A 13193-nucleotide genomic window follows, 5' to 3' on the forward strand; every position below is an offset into this window, starting at 1 on the left:
CACCCGCGGACACGACCAGTGGAGCTAATACCCTCGTCCGTGGTCATCTTGTGCCTGAGAACAGGTCCTGGTGGGCCATTCGCCGCGTTATGGCCCTCCCAACACCCTCAACACGGAGGGGACCTGCTCAGGTCGGAAGCCTTGCCCGAGTTCACACAGGAACAACCGCCCGGCAGCGTCATGCCTTGAGCCAATCAGTCCAGTTCCACTCTCGACATCGTCGAGAATTCCATAGCTCTTGGGCTGGCCATGCACCTCCATCCAAGCATCGATTGCTTGAAGTCTCGTTTGTCCCACGGTCTGCGGTGCCTCCCCGAACGGGTGAAGTTGCTCTGCCAGAAGCGCCGCATTTGTGCGTTGGAACAGCTGTCGGGCTGAGGCAAGGTCGAGAAATCGTAGCCATGTCGTCGTAAGCACGATGGCTGGCTTGGCTTCTGCAACGACTAAGAGCAGGGCTGCCAGAGCAGGTGGGTGCCATAGGTGACGATGGAGGTCTGCCGGCTGTGGACGCAGCAGCAGATGATTCCCACCGTAAGGCGTTCCCAAGGCGATGACTTCGTCGAAGTCTAAGAAGAGAACGGAGCGGCCGCCAGCGGAGTCTGATTCCTGGCCATCGTCCGGATAGGCCTTGCGCGAGCTCATGGCGCCATGACGTCTATAACGAGCTCAGGGTCGTACCCATTGGAGCCTGCTACAACGGAGTAGGGGTACCCTCGGTCAGCTGGACTTCCGAAGGGATTGGCTGCGACACGCGTGGCTCCGATACGGTAGTCGCACGCTACGCTCACACCTCCATGCAGCCAGATGGTCGTGGACTGCATCAATTCGGTCAACCGGGTTTGGTTGGGCTGGGCGATGGGGTCTATGGGTCCCTGCAAAGGCGTCGATTTTGGATGGGGTGCATGGTGAGACACCACAACCGTTGGCCCCTTGAATGGCTGAGCAAGCTTCTTGGCCAACCAGGCAACCGCGCAGTTGTGATGCCAGAGCAGGGCGGCATACGGGATGGTGTGGCTCTTGTGCCGAACATCCGCGTAGGGCGCCATGGCCAAAGCCAATCTGCCGGGGTGTACCGGGGTGCCGAAATCCGGCCAGAGCGTGGTACCCAAAAAGCGGACTCCTCCGATGACCACGGAATTGTTTTGAAGTACCTTGACCCTCGAGTTGATGGCTTCAAACTTCATCACCATCGTCGTCTGGTCGACTTCGAGCCCTGAATGCTCCTGAGTCCCGGGCACGTAGAGCACCTCGACCTTGAGTTCGCGGGCAAATTCCATCCCGCGCATGCAACCCCCGACGTTGCCGGCCAGCACGACCAGGTCTACACCGGGCAGCACGGTGAAGGGCACTTGCAGGCCGTTCTGTTCATGAAGTTCAAGCTGCAGGTCCGAAACAAGCTGGAGTCTCAGCATGGGAGCGAGTGCAACTGTGAAGAAGAACCACGCCGCTCGTAGACAAGCTCGAAGTCGTTCTCCAGATTCTGTAGCTGTTTCGTAGTCACACCTGACTCTGCAATCAGGTGTCCAGACACAAGGTGGTACCAATGCGTGCCCGTGGACCGGGAGCGGTACGCTGCCTCAAGCTCCTCATACATCAAGTCCTGTTTCGTATGGTCTCGAAACCGCATGAACACGTGCACGCGGGACCACCGACACCCAGTGAGCTCGCGTTCGAGCTGGTATGCCGCTGCCGCATCGGTGGTCACGTACTGCACCACTTCAATGTCCTGCCGCTGGTCAACGCAAGCCTCCAGCAGAAAGAACACTCGAGACGAGAACTCTGCAAACCGCCAGGCCTGGCGACCACGCTCCTTCTTGCTCGTTGGCGGCAGGACCTGAGCACGACGTTGTGTGTGTATGAAGGTGTCCATATAGCTGTCGGGTACTTGCTCTGCGCAGCAAGCTGCCAGGGCAGGTTGATGAGCTGGCAGTGCGCTTTGCGTATAAATGATAAGCATCATAAATGATGCATCTTTTTTGATGCCACAAAGAAGAAGTATCTTTTATGAAGTTCCTTAAAAGTGACATCTCTTCAACACTCGCGGCCATGCGAATCGAACTGAACGAGCATGAGGCCAGGTGGTCCGTCGCGCTGGGGCTAGTCCTGCGCAAGAAAAGAAAGCAGGCGGACTTAGCCCAAGAGGAGGTCGCCTATAAGGCCGGCACCGGCCGCCTCACCATGCAAAGGATTGAGTACGGGGCTACCAGCCCAAATCTGGTGACCCTACTGCGCTTGTGCGGCGCACTTGAGATTGCTCCCTCGATTCTGTTCGCCGAAGCGGAAAAACTGATGCAGCATCCAAAGAAGCTAGAGGCGGCCATCGAAGCACGAGACGCCGAGCATCCTCCAACCCGAGCACGCCTGAGAAACGCTTGAGCGCCGGCACCGCGGTGCTTCAGGGCTTTGGTGGAGATGCGCGTCGTCCCGATAACGTCAACTGGGCTTCGGCGGAAGCCTGTGCCCGGGCACGGCCAAGCTCTATGGCTTTGCGCACGTCCATCTCCAAAGCACCGCGGTCATGTTCAGGGGCAGCAAGCTGACCGAGTGCCCCATCCCGGGATATGAGCCACAGACCCGTAGCGAGTATGCCCATACTCACAGTTGGGTCTCCAGCCTCCAACCGCCGCAACGTGGCAACAGTAACCCCAAGTCGTTGGGCCCACGTGCGCAGAGACTCTCTGCGGCGGAGCCGGGCAACCGCAAGGTCTGCCCCAAGCTTTTGAAGAACAGCGATGGTGGAAGGAGGTAGTTGCTCGATGGCTTTCGCGGTCTTTGGCATGTCAATAGAGTAGTACAAACTGCACGTTTTTGTATTCCTCTAGTGTGATATCGCTTGCTACCCAGGCCGCCGTTGCTCGGTAGACGATTGAGCCCGAAGGGCTCATGTGGGGCACTAAAAGTGCTTCCTACACATCTGACTGAGGCCCTTCCGGACGTGGCGCAAGCGCTCCTGCAGCAAAATGCGCTCCTGGCTCCAGGGCATCACACCGCCCCGAGGGTCTTGAGGGACTACTTCTAGCTCGCCTCAACTTCGCATGTCTACGGCCCCGCCTGAGGCATCCGAAGCACACGATAACTTGTTCAGATTGGTGCATGCATGAAGCAATACCTGGAATTGCTTGAAGACATTCTTCAAAACGGTGAGGTCAAGGGTGACCGCACTGGAACTGGAACTACCTCTGTCTTTGGTCGACAGATTCGCCACAACTTGGCGAACGGGTTCCCGCTCCTGACGACCAAGAAGCTTCACTTCAAGAGCATCGCAAACGAGCTGATTTGGTTCCTCAGCGGCAACACCAACATCGCCTGGCTCAACGAGCACGGTGTTTCCATCTGGGATGAATGGGCCACACCTGATGGGGAGCTCGGTCCCGTGTACGGAAAGCAATGGACTGCATGGCCGACCAAGGGCGGCGGCACCATCAACCAGATTGACTACGTCGTCAACACGCTCAAGACCAACCCCAACAGCCGGCGAATCTTGTTCCACGGTTGGAACCCCGAGTACCTGCCCGACGAGTCGAAGAGCCCGGTTCAGAATGCTGAGAATGGCTTGATGGCCCTGCCTCCTTGCCACCTTCTGTACCAGTTCTACGTGGCCAACGGCAAGCTATCTTCCCAGCTGTACATCCGAAGCTCGGACAGCTTCCTGGGACTACCCTACAACATCGCCTCATTGGCGCTTCTGACGCACATGCTGGCTCAGCAGTGCGATTTGATTCCACACGAGATTGTGGTCAGCATCGGCGACCTTCATGCCTATGCCAACCACATGGAGCAGATTGAGCTGCAGCTCACTCGGTCGCCAAAGAAGCTGCCTCAACTGAACATCATCCGCAAGCCGGAGTCCATTTACGACTACCGCTTCGAGGACTTCCAGATTGAAGGCTACGACCCTGAGCCTGGGATTAAGGCTCCCATCGCGGTCTGAGCCTCCAAACAGGACCCCTTCGTGAGACGGGCCCCACCGGGGCCCGCTTTCTTTGGCACCTTGTGGCGCGGCTGGCGCTATCGCTTGGATGGGCCCTCATCGGACTTGGCCGCAGCTCTCTCGCGGAGCGGCACCACCTTTGCTGGTGAACCCTTGGAGCGAGATGGCGTAGCGTCCAGGCGCGTATTCCGGGTGAGCCGGGTCACTTCTGCCAGCAGGTCCTTGGTTTGCTGGAGTTCCTTTCGGAGCAGCTCATTCTTCGCGTGTAGCCTAGCGTTCTCGGTACGGCTGAGCTGCAGTTGGTTTTTGAGCCGGTCGGTTTCCGATTCAGCTTTCGCTGCGGCCGGCTTCGGCTGCTCTGACTTATCGGCGTCCCGTTTCTGCTCTCTTGCAGTTTTGATGTCGCCCAACTGGGTTAGCGGCCATCCCCGGTTTCGAAGGGTGCCGCGCGAACATCCGACAAGCTCGGCTAACGACTCTTCGGTTGTCTTGAGGCGGCGGTCACTCTCAATCTTCTTGAGCGCATCCTCAATAGCCTGCGTCATGGCGTCAAAGCGCCTTGCGTTCTTTGCCAGGAGGGCATCTGGACGGGACTTGCCGGTCATAACGTGGCCGGGTTGATGCCGAGGTCTCGGAGCACCCGCTCTCCCGTGGAGATGGCTGCTTTGAAGTTGTCCGCTGCATGCGCCAGGCGTGGGTCCGACGCGAGCTCTTTGTTCTTCACAACGATGTCTTTCCACTGTGAGACGTGAATTTGCGTGACCACAGCGTTGTCGCAGTCGCCGGTGTTGCACTGCAAGTTGCCAATGCACGGTGGGGGCCGCTTCGTACCATCGGCCAGTTCTTCCTCTCTTACGCCACCACAATATCCCGGTCCAACGTTGACAAATGGCAACCCACACGCTGCCAGCTGGTCGATGATTTCGTCTCGCGTCCAGCCCTGGGCCATGCGCCCATCAAAATAGAGCTTGCGACGCTGGCGAAACTCCTCGGCACCGCCACCTGCTATTGGTGAATCCGGATTAAACAGCGCGTTCGCTGCCTCCCTCGACAGGTCCTTCACGGCCATTGCTCGGGCCACCTTCTGTTCCCCAATGTTTCCGTACCCCAGGGTGACATCAGCCGGCAGACCCGCAAGGGCTGTGTAGAGATGCTTGAGCTGATATGAGATGTAGACGATGCCGACGTCCGCTTGGGCCAATTTGTGCGCAAGCGTGTGCCGGAGCTGATGAGGATTGATGACCCAATCGCGCCAGCGGCCATCCGCATCTGCTGACTGCAGGTAGATGTTTAATGCGCCCCTGAATCCGCTCAGCGATAAAGGTTGCGGCTCCTCTCCAATGGCAACGGTGTACGTGCTCGAGATTAGATACGGGTTGAAAGTCACCCGCGAAATTTCTTCGAGACACGTCACGGCATCGCGAAGAATGGGAATTGCCGGCCAAACATCATCACCAACAGGGGCGTTCAAAGGCCGGTGCTTGGACGCCGTCCCTACCAGCATCGGCATGCCGTGAACTTCCTTGATGCACCCGGCAACAAACGAGGTGAAGTCTGAAAATCTGCCACCGGTGTAGAGGCCGATTAGCATCATGCATGCCCGCTGCACGTCACTGATATAAAGAAAGAAGTCATCCGTGGAAATCCCGTGTTTCCGTGTGAATTCCTTTCTTCGCTCGCCGGTCCTTGTGCTTCTTCTCCCAAGCTTTGCCGAGTATTCCCGGTCGTCATTGCGAATGGCAACATAATCTTTCCAAGCCTCGGCCAAGATGATTTCGCGGGGAAGCAGACCGGACAACTGCACGGGGACCGTTTGGTCGTATCGATGGAGCTGCAGCGCATAGAGAAAGCACGCGACATCCTTGCTTGCGGTGTTGCTCAGCATCCGAAACAGTGCATCGGGCATTACGCTTTCAGAATCACGAGGAGTCGGCTTTGGAAATGTGAGATTGTCAATGTCACCCTCGGTCCACTGAACAGATGCTCCAGCGAACTTACCTCGTAGCACCGGAGATGCGAACGCTCGCAGGCCTTTATAAACGGTCTTCCCATCCGAAAATGGGTACTTCTTTAATGCTGCCTCAAGGTCCTGAAATGTAATCTCGATGACAGACTGGAGTGGGGTATAAGGCAGGCCAGGTGCGACAGAAGAAATGCGCTCCGCACGTACCGTATCCACCACAGAGAACAGGACTACTAATGCTCGAGCCATAGAGACGACAGTCGGTGGCTTGCTTCGCTCAATTTGCCTGCCACGCTTACCAAACACAAAGGGCATCTCAAGCTGCACGAAGCTCAGTAAGCGTATGTCATTGATAATTCCGTTGCTTACACGAGCGTCCAGGTGGCTCTTGGCGATGACGTCGTTCAGTGAAGAGCCGGGTGCTTCGCGGTCAAAATGATATATGCGCCAATCAATTGAGAGCTTTGCTTCGGAGTGACCCCTCAACCGGACGTTCGATTCGTCGCCGAGGTCCCATTTCCCGTCGCTATAAACCGAGTGCTTGGACACTCGATAGTCTTGAGGTGGAAAGCTGGGGCTGGCGATGTCATCAACGGATAATGCTATTCTTTTGGCTTTCTGCATCTCAAGCCACTCCGCGATACACGGCGTTGTCCACGAGCGGATTCAGGCTGGCCGCTTCCTCACGCGCCCAGCGTATGTCTTCCGCCGAAAATTCACTACGCCCCGGGTCCAGCAAGTTCTCGATGATTGCTCTGGAGTCCTCATAGAAGCCCGCATTCGGCAGGTTCTGGACGTTGGTCTCTGTTGCTGCATTAATCTGGTGCAGGTATGCGACAAGCGTTGGTAAGTTGCGCCGAAAGATGACCACGTTCTTGCAGAAGATGCACATGTTGAACCTGCTGCAGGCTCTGCCGGGGACGTAGCTCTTCGAGGCCCGAACTCGTTTAGGTGGGTCAAAGGGATTCTTGCAGTCAGAGAGCAGGCCTCGATACAAATGAATGGGCTGTTCGGTTGCTGTGGCGTTCTTCGTTCGCGCGCATGCGTCTGGGTCGTCGAACTCCATGCGATTGGCGTGGATGGTCGCGAGCGCATCTCGGACCACCTTACGAGCCTCAACCTCAAGCTTTTTTCGTGACAGATAACCAATGGTGGTCTTCAACCCCTTGTGGCCTGCAAAGAGTTGAATCGTGAGGATGTCTCGTCCTTGAAGCGCAAGTTCTGTGAGCTTCGTTGAACGAAAGCGGACCAAGTTGAAGTTGAGCGCTTCACCGTCCTCTCCTACCAACCCATATTTCTCTACAACTTGAGCGTACCAACTGCTCGTTTTCTTTGAGTTCACCCCCTGGGTCTGGCCAAATGTGCGTGGGCCGCGGGAGGTGTAGATAAGCAAACGATTCTTTAACGGGTGGTCTTCGGGTAGGCTGCTGCGCAGCGGCTCGGTGGCCTTGCGGATGAGTTCAATGGTGCGCGCAATTTGTGTGGCCTGCTTGCGCGGCAGAAAGCGTTCGGTGGTCTCTAAGAGAACACTGTCATCAATGCTTGATTTGTCGCCTTCCTTGTCGAAAAGCTCTAGGTAGAGCTCTAGCTCCTTACTTACCTTGTCTTTTACGTATCGAAGGTAGGGCGTCCCTGTCGCTGGGTGAGACTCACCATACGCATCGAGTGCGAGCGCAGCCAGCGGGCCAGGGTTCAATCCAGTAAGGTATGCCAAGTTGACGACATGTGGCATGAGCATGTCGAAGTCGAAGAAGGTTGAGACTCCCCATCTGCGATATAGGTCGTTAAGGCCTCCGTGTTCCCGCGTGGCAAAGCCGAGAAAGCTGTTGTGCTCGCGCTTTCCCGCCTCATCATTCATAACTGGAACGCAGTTGAGCACGTTTTCGAAGTACCACCGCATATTCGCTTCAACCCTGTATCCAAAGCCTTCTTCCGGACTTTTACGCGGGAAAATTCGCGGGTCTCGCCCAGCGCCAGGGGGCTGAGGTGTGTATCCGGAAAGAATTTTTCGCGAAATGGACAGCTCGCTGCCTATGGCATCCAAGAGTTCAATTAACTCGCTGTCTGGGTATGCCTCCGTGACATTAGTCACTGGTGTTCCTGAACCGTACGTGACGTCCAGCATGCGAACGCAGCCAGCCATTCCGCGCTTTGCTGCGTAATTCATCACGTATCGCATCGCGCTGAAAATGCCAACCAAGGTATACGAGGCGTAATTCACCTCCCCAGCCTCGATGCGCTTGGAAAGCTGCTCTCGAAATCTCAGAAGAGCGAGGGCCCCCCATTCTTTTTGGAGGTAGTAGGGGTCTTTAAGCCCTAGAGCGCGAAGATGCTCCAAGTAGAACGACTTGCCGATTACGTAGTTTTTTCGTGTGGACTTCTTAGTCTTCGTTGAGATGACCCTGTCGAACACCCATTCCACCTGTGCATAGGGCGACTCTTTCGTCGGCTCAGGCAGCTTGTAGTGCTCGCGGATATCAACTGGAAGCGAGTCATCAGTGGTAGGGGTTCTTGACATGCGGGTCTCCTATTCCGCGACGCTTTCTTCTGTGGGCGTGGCTTGGCATGTAGGTGTCGTCGAAGATGACTTGGGCCTCTTCGAAGCGGAAGATGACAGGGTCGTTTGCTGCTCCCACGGAGCTGCGGACGAGCGCAGCTGCAGGCACGCGGGTGTAGATTTCCGTGGTACTGAGGTCTGCGTGCCCCAGAATTTTCTGGGCGACGATGAGGTTGTCGACCATCGTCTTGCCGTGTTCCGAGCGAAGCACTGAGTACGCAGTGCCATGTCGCAGCATATGGCCCGAAACCTTCAAATCAGCGCGGATAGCGGCATCTCGTATGAAGGTCTCTATCGCATCCTTGTTGATGGGATTTCCTTCCGTGTTCAAGAATGCCGGAAAGTCGTCGGAGTGCTTGTTGGGTGAGCGACGCGCATGTTTTCGGTAATGCATCAAGTACTGCTTGCTGTTGTGGTACTTGTGGATGCGGGAAAGCATGGCCCGAGTGATGATGGTTGCCCTAGGCTTGAACTGGCCACCCCGACCTTTGGAACCCGAAACAAACAACGGGAAGTACATGGTGTCCCGTGGATACAGCATTGGGTCAGGGATGTCCGACTTCATGACTCGGGGCACCTCGGAGATGCGCAGGCCGGTGTCGTACATGAAGTGGCCGAGAAGCCGGTGTTCCTCAAAGTTCATCGCGCTCAAAAGCTTGATGACCTTCTTAACGTCCGTGAGGCTGGGTAGCCGGGTGGATGGTTTCTTCGTGAGGAAGGTTTGACCTTCGTAGAGGTTCTGCTTATGCGTGTACCCCGCGTGACTGCTTGCCAACCACTTACAGAACTCTCGCACCGTGATTTCGTAGCCTCGTACCGTGCTGCTGCCAAGCCCTCGCTGCTCTAGGTCGCGGTAGAAGTCTTCAATCACGAACAGCGACAGTTGCCCGATGGCCACGTCTACCCGCACTTGACCATACACGGCGTGGTGTTCAAGGTACTGGCAGAGTTCTCGAATGCGGCGCGCGTACAGCGGCCGGGACTCGGGTGCTAGCCGACCTGCCTTCGACTTTGCAAACGCAGTGGGCAGTTCAACAACGCGCTCCAGGTCATCGAAGAACGTGTGCTGCTCCACATCCCCACCCATCCAAGAATGAAGATTCAAAGCACGTCCTCCCAGGCCCGGGCTGGAAAAGCTTGTGTCAGGTTGTGAGGGGGGCGAACCCGGGACCCTATGTGATGCCCAGCAAACGCAGGCTTGGTCCGGTTGTAGGCAGCGATTTCTGCCGGAGCTTTGAGAGATGCACGCTGACGGTACACCTCCAGCCTGGGCTTCCTTACCAGGTCTTCAAGCAGCCATGCTGCTCCAACTATCGACATCCAGGCGCATCAGTTCCTTTGTTCAAGTGAACAAGATACTACCTAGGAATTGCTCAGTGGAGAACCCGGTGAGAGCCTTGGTCCGCCATGCATTGAACAGGAACAGTTTGGCCGGGAAACAGGAAGATGTCCGCGCTGCGCTGGTACAGCTGGCAGCTGAGCTTGCCGTCGGCCACGTAGAACTGGAAGAAGGCGTGGCAGGGCATGAGCGCCATCTGCGGCAGGTCGGCCACGTTCCAGGCGCTGACGATGATGCGGCGGCTGTCCGGGTTGCTCTTGAGCTGCTTGACCACTTCGGCGATCTGGTCGATGTGGCCGCCGTCCGGCGTCGGCCAGTTGCGCCATTGCACGCCATAGACCGGGCCCAGGTCGCCGTCCTCACGGGCCCATTCGTCCCAGATGGTGCAGCCGCGCTCCTGCAGCCAGCGCACATTGCTGTCGCCGCGCAGGAACCACAGCAGTTCCAGGATGATGGACTTGAGGTGCACCTTCTTGGTGGTGACCAGCGGAAAGCCTTCGGACAGGTCGAAGCGCATCTGGTGGCCGAACACGCTGCGCGTGCCCGTGCCGGTACGGTCGGTCTTGGACACGCCGTGCTCGTACACATGGCGCATGAAATCTTCGTACTGGGAGCGGGCTGGGCGGGGCGCAGGAGTCGTGTTCATCTTCCGGATTATCCCTTGATGAATACGGCGCCTTGTCCGACGGTATCCATGCCCCTTGAAACAAGGTCTGGCGCCCCGGGTGCGAAAATGCCTGCAGACTGATGCCGGTGCATTGCCCAGGCTTTCGCACCGGCGTCACCGCTTTTTTCGCATCCGCTTTGACAAGGAGCTTGCGCATGTCTTCCATGCTCTCCCCCTGGCAGGCCGCCGTTGCATTGGGTGTCGCCATGCTGGCGCTGACAGCCTGCGATCCGCGTTCTCCCTCCGTCCCGACTCCCAAGGCCGCGCAGTCCGTCGCACTCGATGTGGCTGCGCCAGCCCCGGAATTGGTGCTGGCGTTTCCCGCGCGCACGCGCATGCCCTCCACCGCCAAGGCGGGGGAACCCGGCCTGGACAGCCTGGCCGAGTACGTGGGCAAGTATCCCTACGACGGCACCAACTACCTGGAGCAGGGCGTGCTGGCCGACCGGCTCAAGGCGCTGCTGGGCACCAGCTACCCGACCCTGCTGAGCAATATGCGTACCGTGGGCCCGCTGACCAAGGAAGGAGATGTCTGGAGCATCGTCGGCCTGCGCCCGCACCAGGGCGGCGAGGAAATGGGCGCCATCGTGATCGATCCCGCTCGCAATGCCCTGCGCGTGTGGCTGCTCACCGGCGGCAAACAGTCCGACTTCTCCGATGCGGCCGGCGCCGACATCGCCTGGCCCGAACAGGTCAACAAGACGATGGCCAATATCGAGGCCAAACCGGTTTCCTGACAAGGCAGGCACGTGCCGCTCCTGGCTCAGGACGGCGCGTGCAAACCCGGCGCTGCCCCAGAAGGGGCGGCGTTGCGCTCAGGAGGCTTGCCTTGGCAGGATGCAGCCCGGGTTCATCAGTCCCTGCGGGTCCAGCGCCTGCTTGATGGCGCGCATCATGCCCAGCGCCACGGGGGACTGGTACTTCTGCAGCTTGTCCACCTTGAGCGCACCCACGCCGTGCTCGGCCGAGAACGAGCCGCCGAATTCGGCCACGGCTTCATAGACGAGGTGGTTGACCAGGTGCTCTCGCTCGTTGAGGAAGGCCTTGGCGTCACCGCCCTCGGGCGCCTGCACGTTGTAGTGCAGGTTGCCGTCGCCCAGGTGGCCGAAGTTGACCAGGCGCACGCCAGGGATCTCGCGCTGCAGCACGGCATCGGTGTGCTCGACGAAGGCGGGGATGCTCGATGCGGCGATGGAGATGTCGTGCTTGATGTTCAGGCCTTCCTCGGCCTGGGCCAGCGGAATGCTTTCGCGGATGTGCCACAGCTCATGGGCCTGCGACAGGCTTTCGGCCACCACGGCGTCGAGCACGCAGCCGTCCTCGAAGGCCAGCTCCAGCAGCGCCTCGAAACGCTCGCGCGCATGCTGCTCGGACTCGCTGTCCGAATTCTCGACCAGCACGTAGTAGGGCGGCGCGCCGATCAACCCGGCAAAGGGCACGCGCAGCTGGGGCATGTGCTTGATCACCAGCGACAGAGCGAACTGGCCCATGACCTCGAAGCCCGTCAGGCCCGCGCCCAGGTACTGGTGCGCCATGCCCAGCAGGCGCACGGCCGCTTCCATGGAGGGCACGGCGGCGAAGGCCGTGAGCTGGGCCGCAGGCTGGGGGAACAGCTTCATGGTGGCGGCGGTGATGATGCCCAGCGTGCCTTCGCTGCCGATGAACAGGTCGCGCAGGTCGTAGCCGGTGTTGTCCTTGCGCAGGCCCTTGAGGCCGTCCCAGATCTCGCCCTGCGGGGTGACCACTTCCAGGCCCAGGCACAGCTCGCGCGTGTTGCCGTAGCGCACCACCTGGGTGCCGCCCGCATTCGTTCCCAGGTTGCCACCAATGGTGCAGCTGCCTTCGGCGGCCAGCGACAGCGGGAACAGCAGGCCCTCTTTCTCGGCAAGCTCCTGCAGGCTTTGCAGGATGCAGCCGGCCTCGACGGTGAAGCTCAGGTTGTCGCGGTCGATGTGGCGCACGGCATTCATGCGCGTGAGGCTGAGCACGACCTGCGTGCCGCTGTCGTCCGGCGTGGAGCCCACCGACAGGCCGGTGTTTCCGCCCTGCGGGATGATGCTGGTGCCTGCGGCCGCGCATTCGCGCACCACGGCAGCCACCTCGGCCGTGCTGGCCGGGCGTACCACGGCCAGGGACTTGCCGCGCACGCGGCGGCGCCAATCCTGTTCGTAGGCCACAAGGTCGCCCTCGGTGAGGACATGGGCTTCGCCGACGATCTGGCGCAGGCGTTCAAGCAGTGCAGTCATGTTGCAACTTCTTTCAAAGACGTGAAGGCATGAAAACGGGGGCTCAGCCGCCGGCCGCCTGGGCCGCGCGGCGCGCGCTGCGCTGGCGCCAGCGCACATGCAGGGCGCAGGCGGTGAACAGCATCAGGCACAGGAAAACTTCGAGCAGTGCCAGCCAGCGGCCGGGCGCCGGGTCGCTCCAGGCGCGCACCACGCCCTCGGTGAAATAGATCCACACCAGCAGGCTGACCCAGCGGTAGGTGTACATGCGGTGCTTGAGCAGGCCGATCAGCGGAATCGCCAGCGGCAGGGCCTTGAGCACCAGCCAGGAGCCTCCGGGCCGCATGGGCGCCAGCCACAGTTCCCAGGCCAGGCTCAGCACGATCAGGCCCATGAGGCTGGAGACCGCCAGCCAGCGGGTGGCGGCGACGTCGGCGCCGGGGCGAGAAATGGAATCAGTCATCGGGGTGGCATCATATCGGCCATGGTCTTGACCTTTGAACATGTGATT

At 59.0% G+C, this 13193-nt stretch carries 12 protein-coding genes and 1 pseudogene; 3 read left to right on the forward strand and 10 right to left on the reverse strand.

Annotated features, from left to right (window positions below; translation table 11 throughout):
- Window positions 1–87: 87 nt before the first annotated feature.
- Genes GRX31_RS05895 through GRX31_RS05905 form a run of 3 tightly spaced genes read right to left on the reverse strand, consistent with a single transcriptional unit; the run spans window position 88 to window position 1960 of the window.
- Window positions 88–642 (reverse strand): HAD domain-containing protein, encoded by a 555-nt coding sequence (locus GRX31_RS05895; RefSeq protein WP_160851867.1) that lies wholly within the window; start codon window positions 640–642, stop codon window positions 88–90.
- Window positions 639–1412, reverse strand: a complete 774-nt coding sequence (locus GRX31_RS05900; protein ID WP_160851869.1) for a hypothetical protein — start codon at window positions 1410–1412, stop codon at window positions 639–641. Before GRX31_RS05900 ends, GRX31_RS05895 begins: the two co-directional genes overlap by 4 nt.
- Window positions 1406–1960, reverse strand: coding sequence for a hypothetical protein (locus GRX31_RS05905; protein WP_160851870.1), 555 nt, complete (start codon window positions 1958–1960; stop codon window positions 1406–1408). Before GRX31_RS05905 ends, GRX31_RS05900 begins: the two co-directional genes overlap by 7 nt.
- A gap of 44 nt (window positions 1961–2004) precedes the next feature.
- On the opposite strand from GRX31_RS05905, the gene GRX31_RS05910 reads away from it, so the two are divergent.
- Together GRX31_RS05910 and GRX31_RS05915 are read left to right on the forward strand one after the other, a co-directional pair.
- The gene (locus GRX31_RS05910; RefSeq protein ID WP_160851872.1) at window positions 2005–2376 is read left to right on the forward strand and encodes a helix-turn-helix domain-containing protein; all 372 of its coding nucleotides are present in this window, start codon (window positions 2005–2007) and stop codon (window positions 2374–2376) included.
- Window positions 2377–3097: 721 nt separating this feature from the next.
- Window positions 3098–3931 carry a thymidylate synthase gene (locus tag GRX31_RS05915; RefSeq protein ID WP_160851874.1) on the forward strand — a complete coding sequence of 278 codons (834 nt, stop codon included), beginning with the start codon at window positions 3098–3100 and terminating at the stop codon, window positions 3929–3931.
- Between the two features lie 77 nt (window positions 3932–4008).
- Here the strand turns inward: GRX31_RS05915 and GRX31_RS05920 are convergent, their stop codons facing one another.
- The 5 genes and pseudogenes from GRX31_RS05920 to GRX31_RS05940 form a co-directional block, all read right to left on the reverse strand.
- Window positions 4009–4536, reverse strand: a complete 528-nt coding sequence (locus GRX31_RS05920; RefSeq protein ID WP_160851876.1) for a hypothetical protein — start codon at window positions 4534–4536, stop codon at window positions 4009–4011.
- A complete protein-coding gene (locus GRX31_RS05925; protein ID WP_160851877.1) occupies window positions 4533–6518 on the reverse strand; it encodes a hypothetical protein in 1986 nt (661 codons plus the stop codon). Before GRX31_RS05925 ends, GRX31_RS05920 begins: the two co-directional genes overlap by 4 nt.
- Window position 6519: 1 nt before the next feature.
- Window positions 6520–8412, reverse strand: coding sequence for a site-specific integrase (locus GRX31_RS05930; protein ID WP_160851879.1), 1893 nt, complete (start codon window positions 8410–8412; stop codon window positions 6520–6522).
- Complete coding sequence (locus tag GRX31_RS05935; RefSeq protein WP_160851881.1) at window positions 8390–9556, reverse strand: tyrosine-type recombinase/integrase; 1167 nt, start codon at window positions 9554–9556, stop codon at window positions 8390–8392. Before GRX31_RS05935 ends, GRX31_RS05930 begins: the two co-directional genes overlap by 23 nt.
- 334 nt (window positions 9557–9890) lie before the next feature.
- Window positions 9891–10436 (reverse strand): annotated as a pseudogene (locus GRX31_RS05940) (thymidylate synthase); the annotation flags it as partial.
- Window positions 10437–10612: 176 nt separating this feature from the next.
- Between GRX31_RS05940 and GRX31_RS05945 the strand changes: the two are divergent.
- Window positions 10613–11194 (forward strand): hypothetical protein, encoded by a 582-nt coding sequence (locus GRX31_RS05945; RefSeq protein WP_016447509.1) that lies wholly within the window; start codon window positions 10613–10615, stop codon window positions 11192–11194.
- Window positions 11195–11272: 78 nt separating this feature from the next.
- Here the strand turns inward: GRX31_RS05945 and GRX31_RS05950 are convergent, their stop codons facing one another.
- A complete protein-coding gene (locus GRX31_RS05950) occupies window positions 11273–12703 on the reverse strand; it encodes an FAD-binding oxidoreductase (RefSeq protein ID WP_160851883.1) in 1431 nt (476 codons plus the stop codon).
- Between the two features lie 43 nt (window positions 12704–12746).
- On the reverse strand, window positions 12747–13145 hold the full coding sequence (locus tag GRX31_RS05955; protein ID WP_016451330.1) for a DUF2069 domain-containing protein: 399 nt from the start codon (window positions 13143–13145) through the stop codon (window positions 12747–12749).
- Window positions 13146–13193: the final 48 nt, after the last annotated feature.

The sequence above is a fragment of the Delftia sp. CH05 genome (assembly GCF_009827015.1).
In the GTDB taxonomy this organism is placed as follows: domain Bacteria; phylum Pseudomonadota; class Gammaproteobacteria; order Burkholderiales; family Burkholderiaceae_C; genus Comamonas; species Comamonas tsuruhatensis.

What these genes read in the sequence shown, in the direction of transcription:
- GRX31_RS05895 (WP_160851867.1), bottom strand. Translation starts at nt 642, where the DNA reads ATGAGCTCGCGCAAGGCCTATCCGGACGATGGCCAGGAATCAGACTCC.
- GRX31_RS05900 (WP_160851869.1), bottom strand. Translation starts at nt 1,412, where the DNA reads ATGCTGAGACTCCAGCTTGTTTCGGACCTGCAGCTTGAACTTCATGAA.
- GRX31_RS05905 (WP_160851870.1), bottom strand. Translation starts at nt 1,960, where the DNA reads ATGATGCTTATCATTTATACGCAAAGCGCACTGCCAGCTCATCAACCT.
- GRX31_RS05910 (WP_160851872.1), top strand. Translation starts at nt 2,005, where the DNA reads ATGAAGTTCCTTAAAAGTGACATCTCTTCAACACTCGCGGCCATGCGA.
- GRX31_RS05915 (WP_160851874.1), top strand. Translation starts at nt 3,098, where the DNA reads ATGAAGCAATACCTGGAATTGCTTGAAGACATTCTTCAAAACGGTGAG.
- GRX31_RS05920 (WP_160851876.1), bottom strand. Translation starts at nt 4,536, where the DNA reads ATGACCGGCAAGTCCCGTCCAGATGCCCTCCTGGCAAAGAACGCAAGG.
- GRX31_RS05925 (WP_160851877.1), bottom strand. Translation starts at nt 6,518, where the DNA reads ATGCAGAAAGCCAAAAGAATAGCATTATCCGTTGATGACATCGCCAGC.
- GRX31_RS05930 (WP_160851879.1), bottom strand. Translation starts at nt 8,412, where the DNA reads ATGTCAAGAACCCCTACCACTGATGACTCGCTTCCAGTTGATATCCGC.
- GRX31_RS05945 (WP_016447509.1), top strand. Translation starts at nt 10,613, where the DNA reads ATGTCTTCCATGCTCTCCCCCTGGCAGGCCGCCGTTGCATTGGGTGTC.
- GRX31_RS05950 (WP_160851883.1), bottom strand. Translation starts at nt 12,703, where the DNA reads ATGACTGCACTGCTTGAACGCCTGCGCCAGATCGTCGGCGAAGCCCAT.
- GRX31_RS05955 (WP_016451330.1), bottom strand. Translation starts at nt 13,145, where the DNA reads ATGACTGATTCCATTTCTCGCCCCGGCGCCGACGTCGCCGCCACCCGC.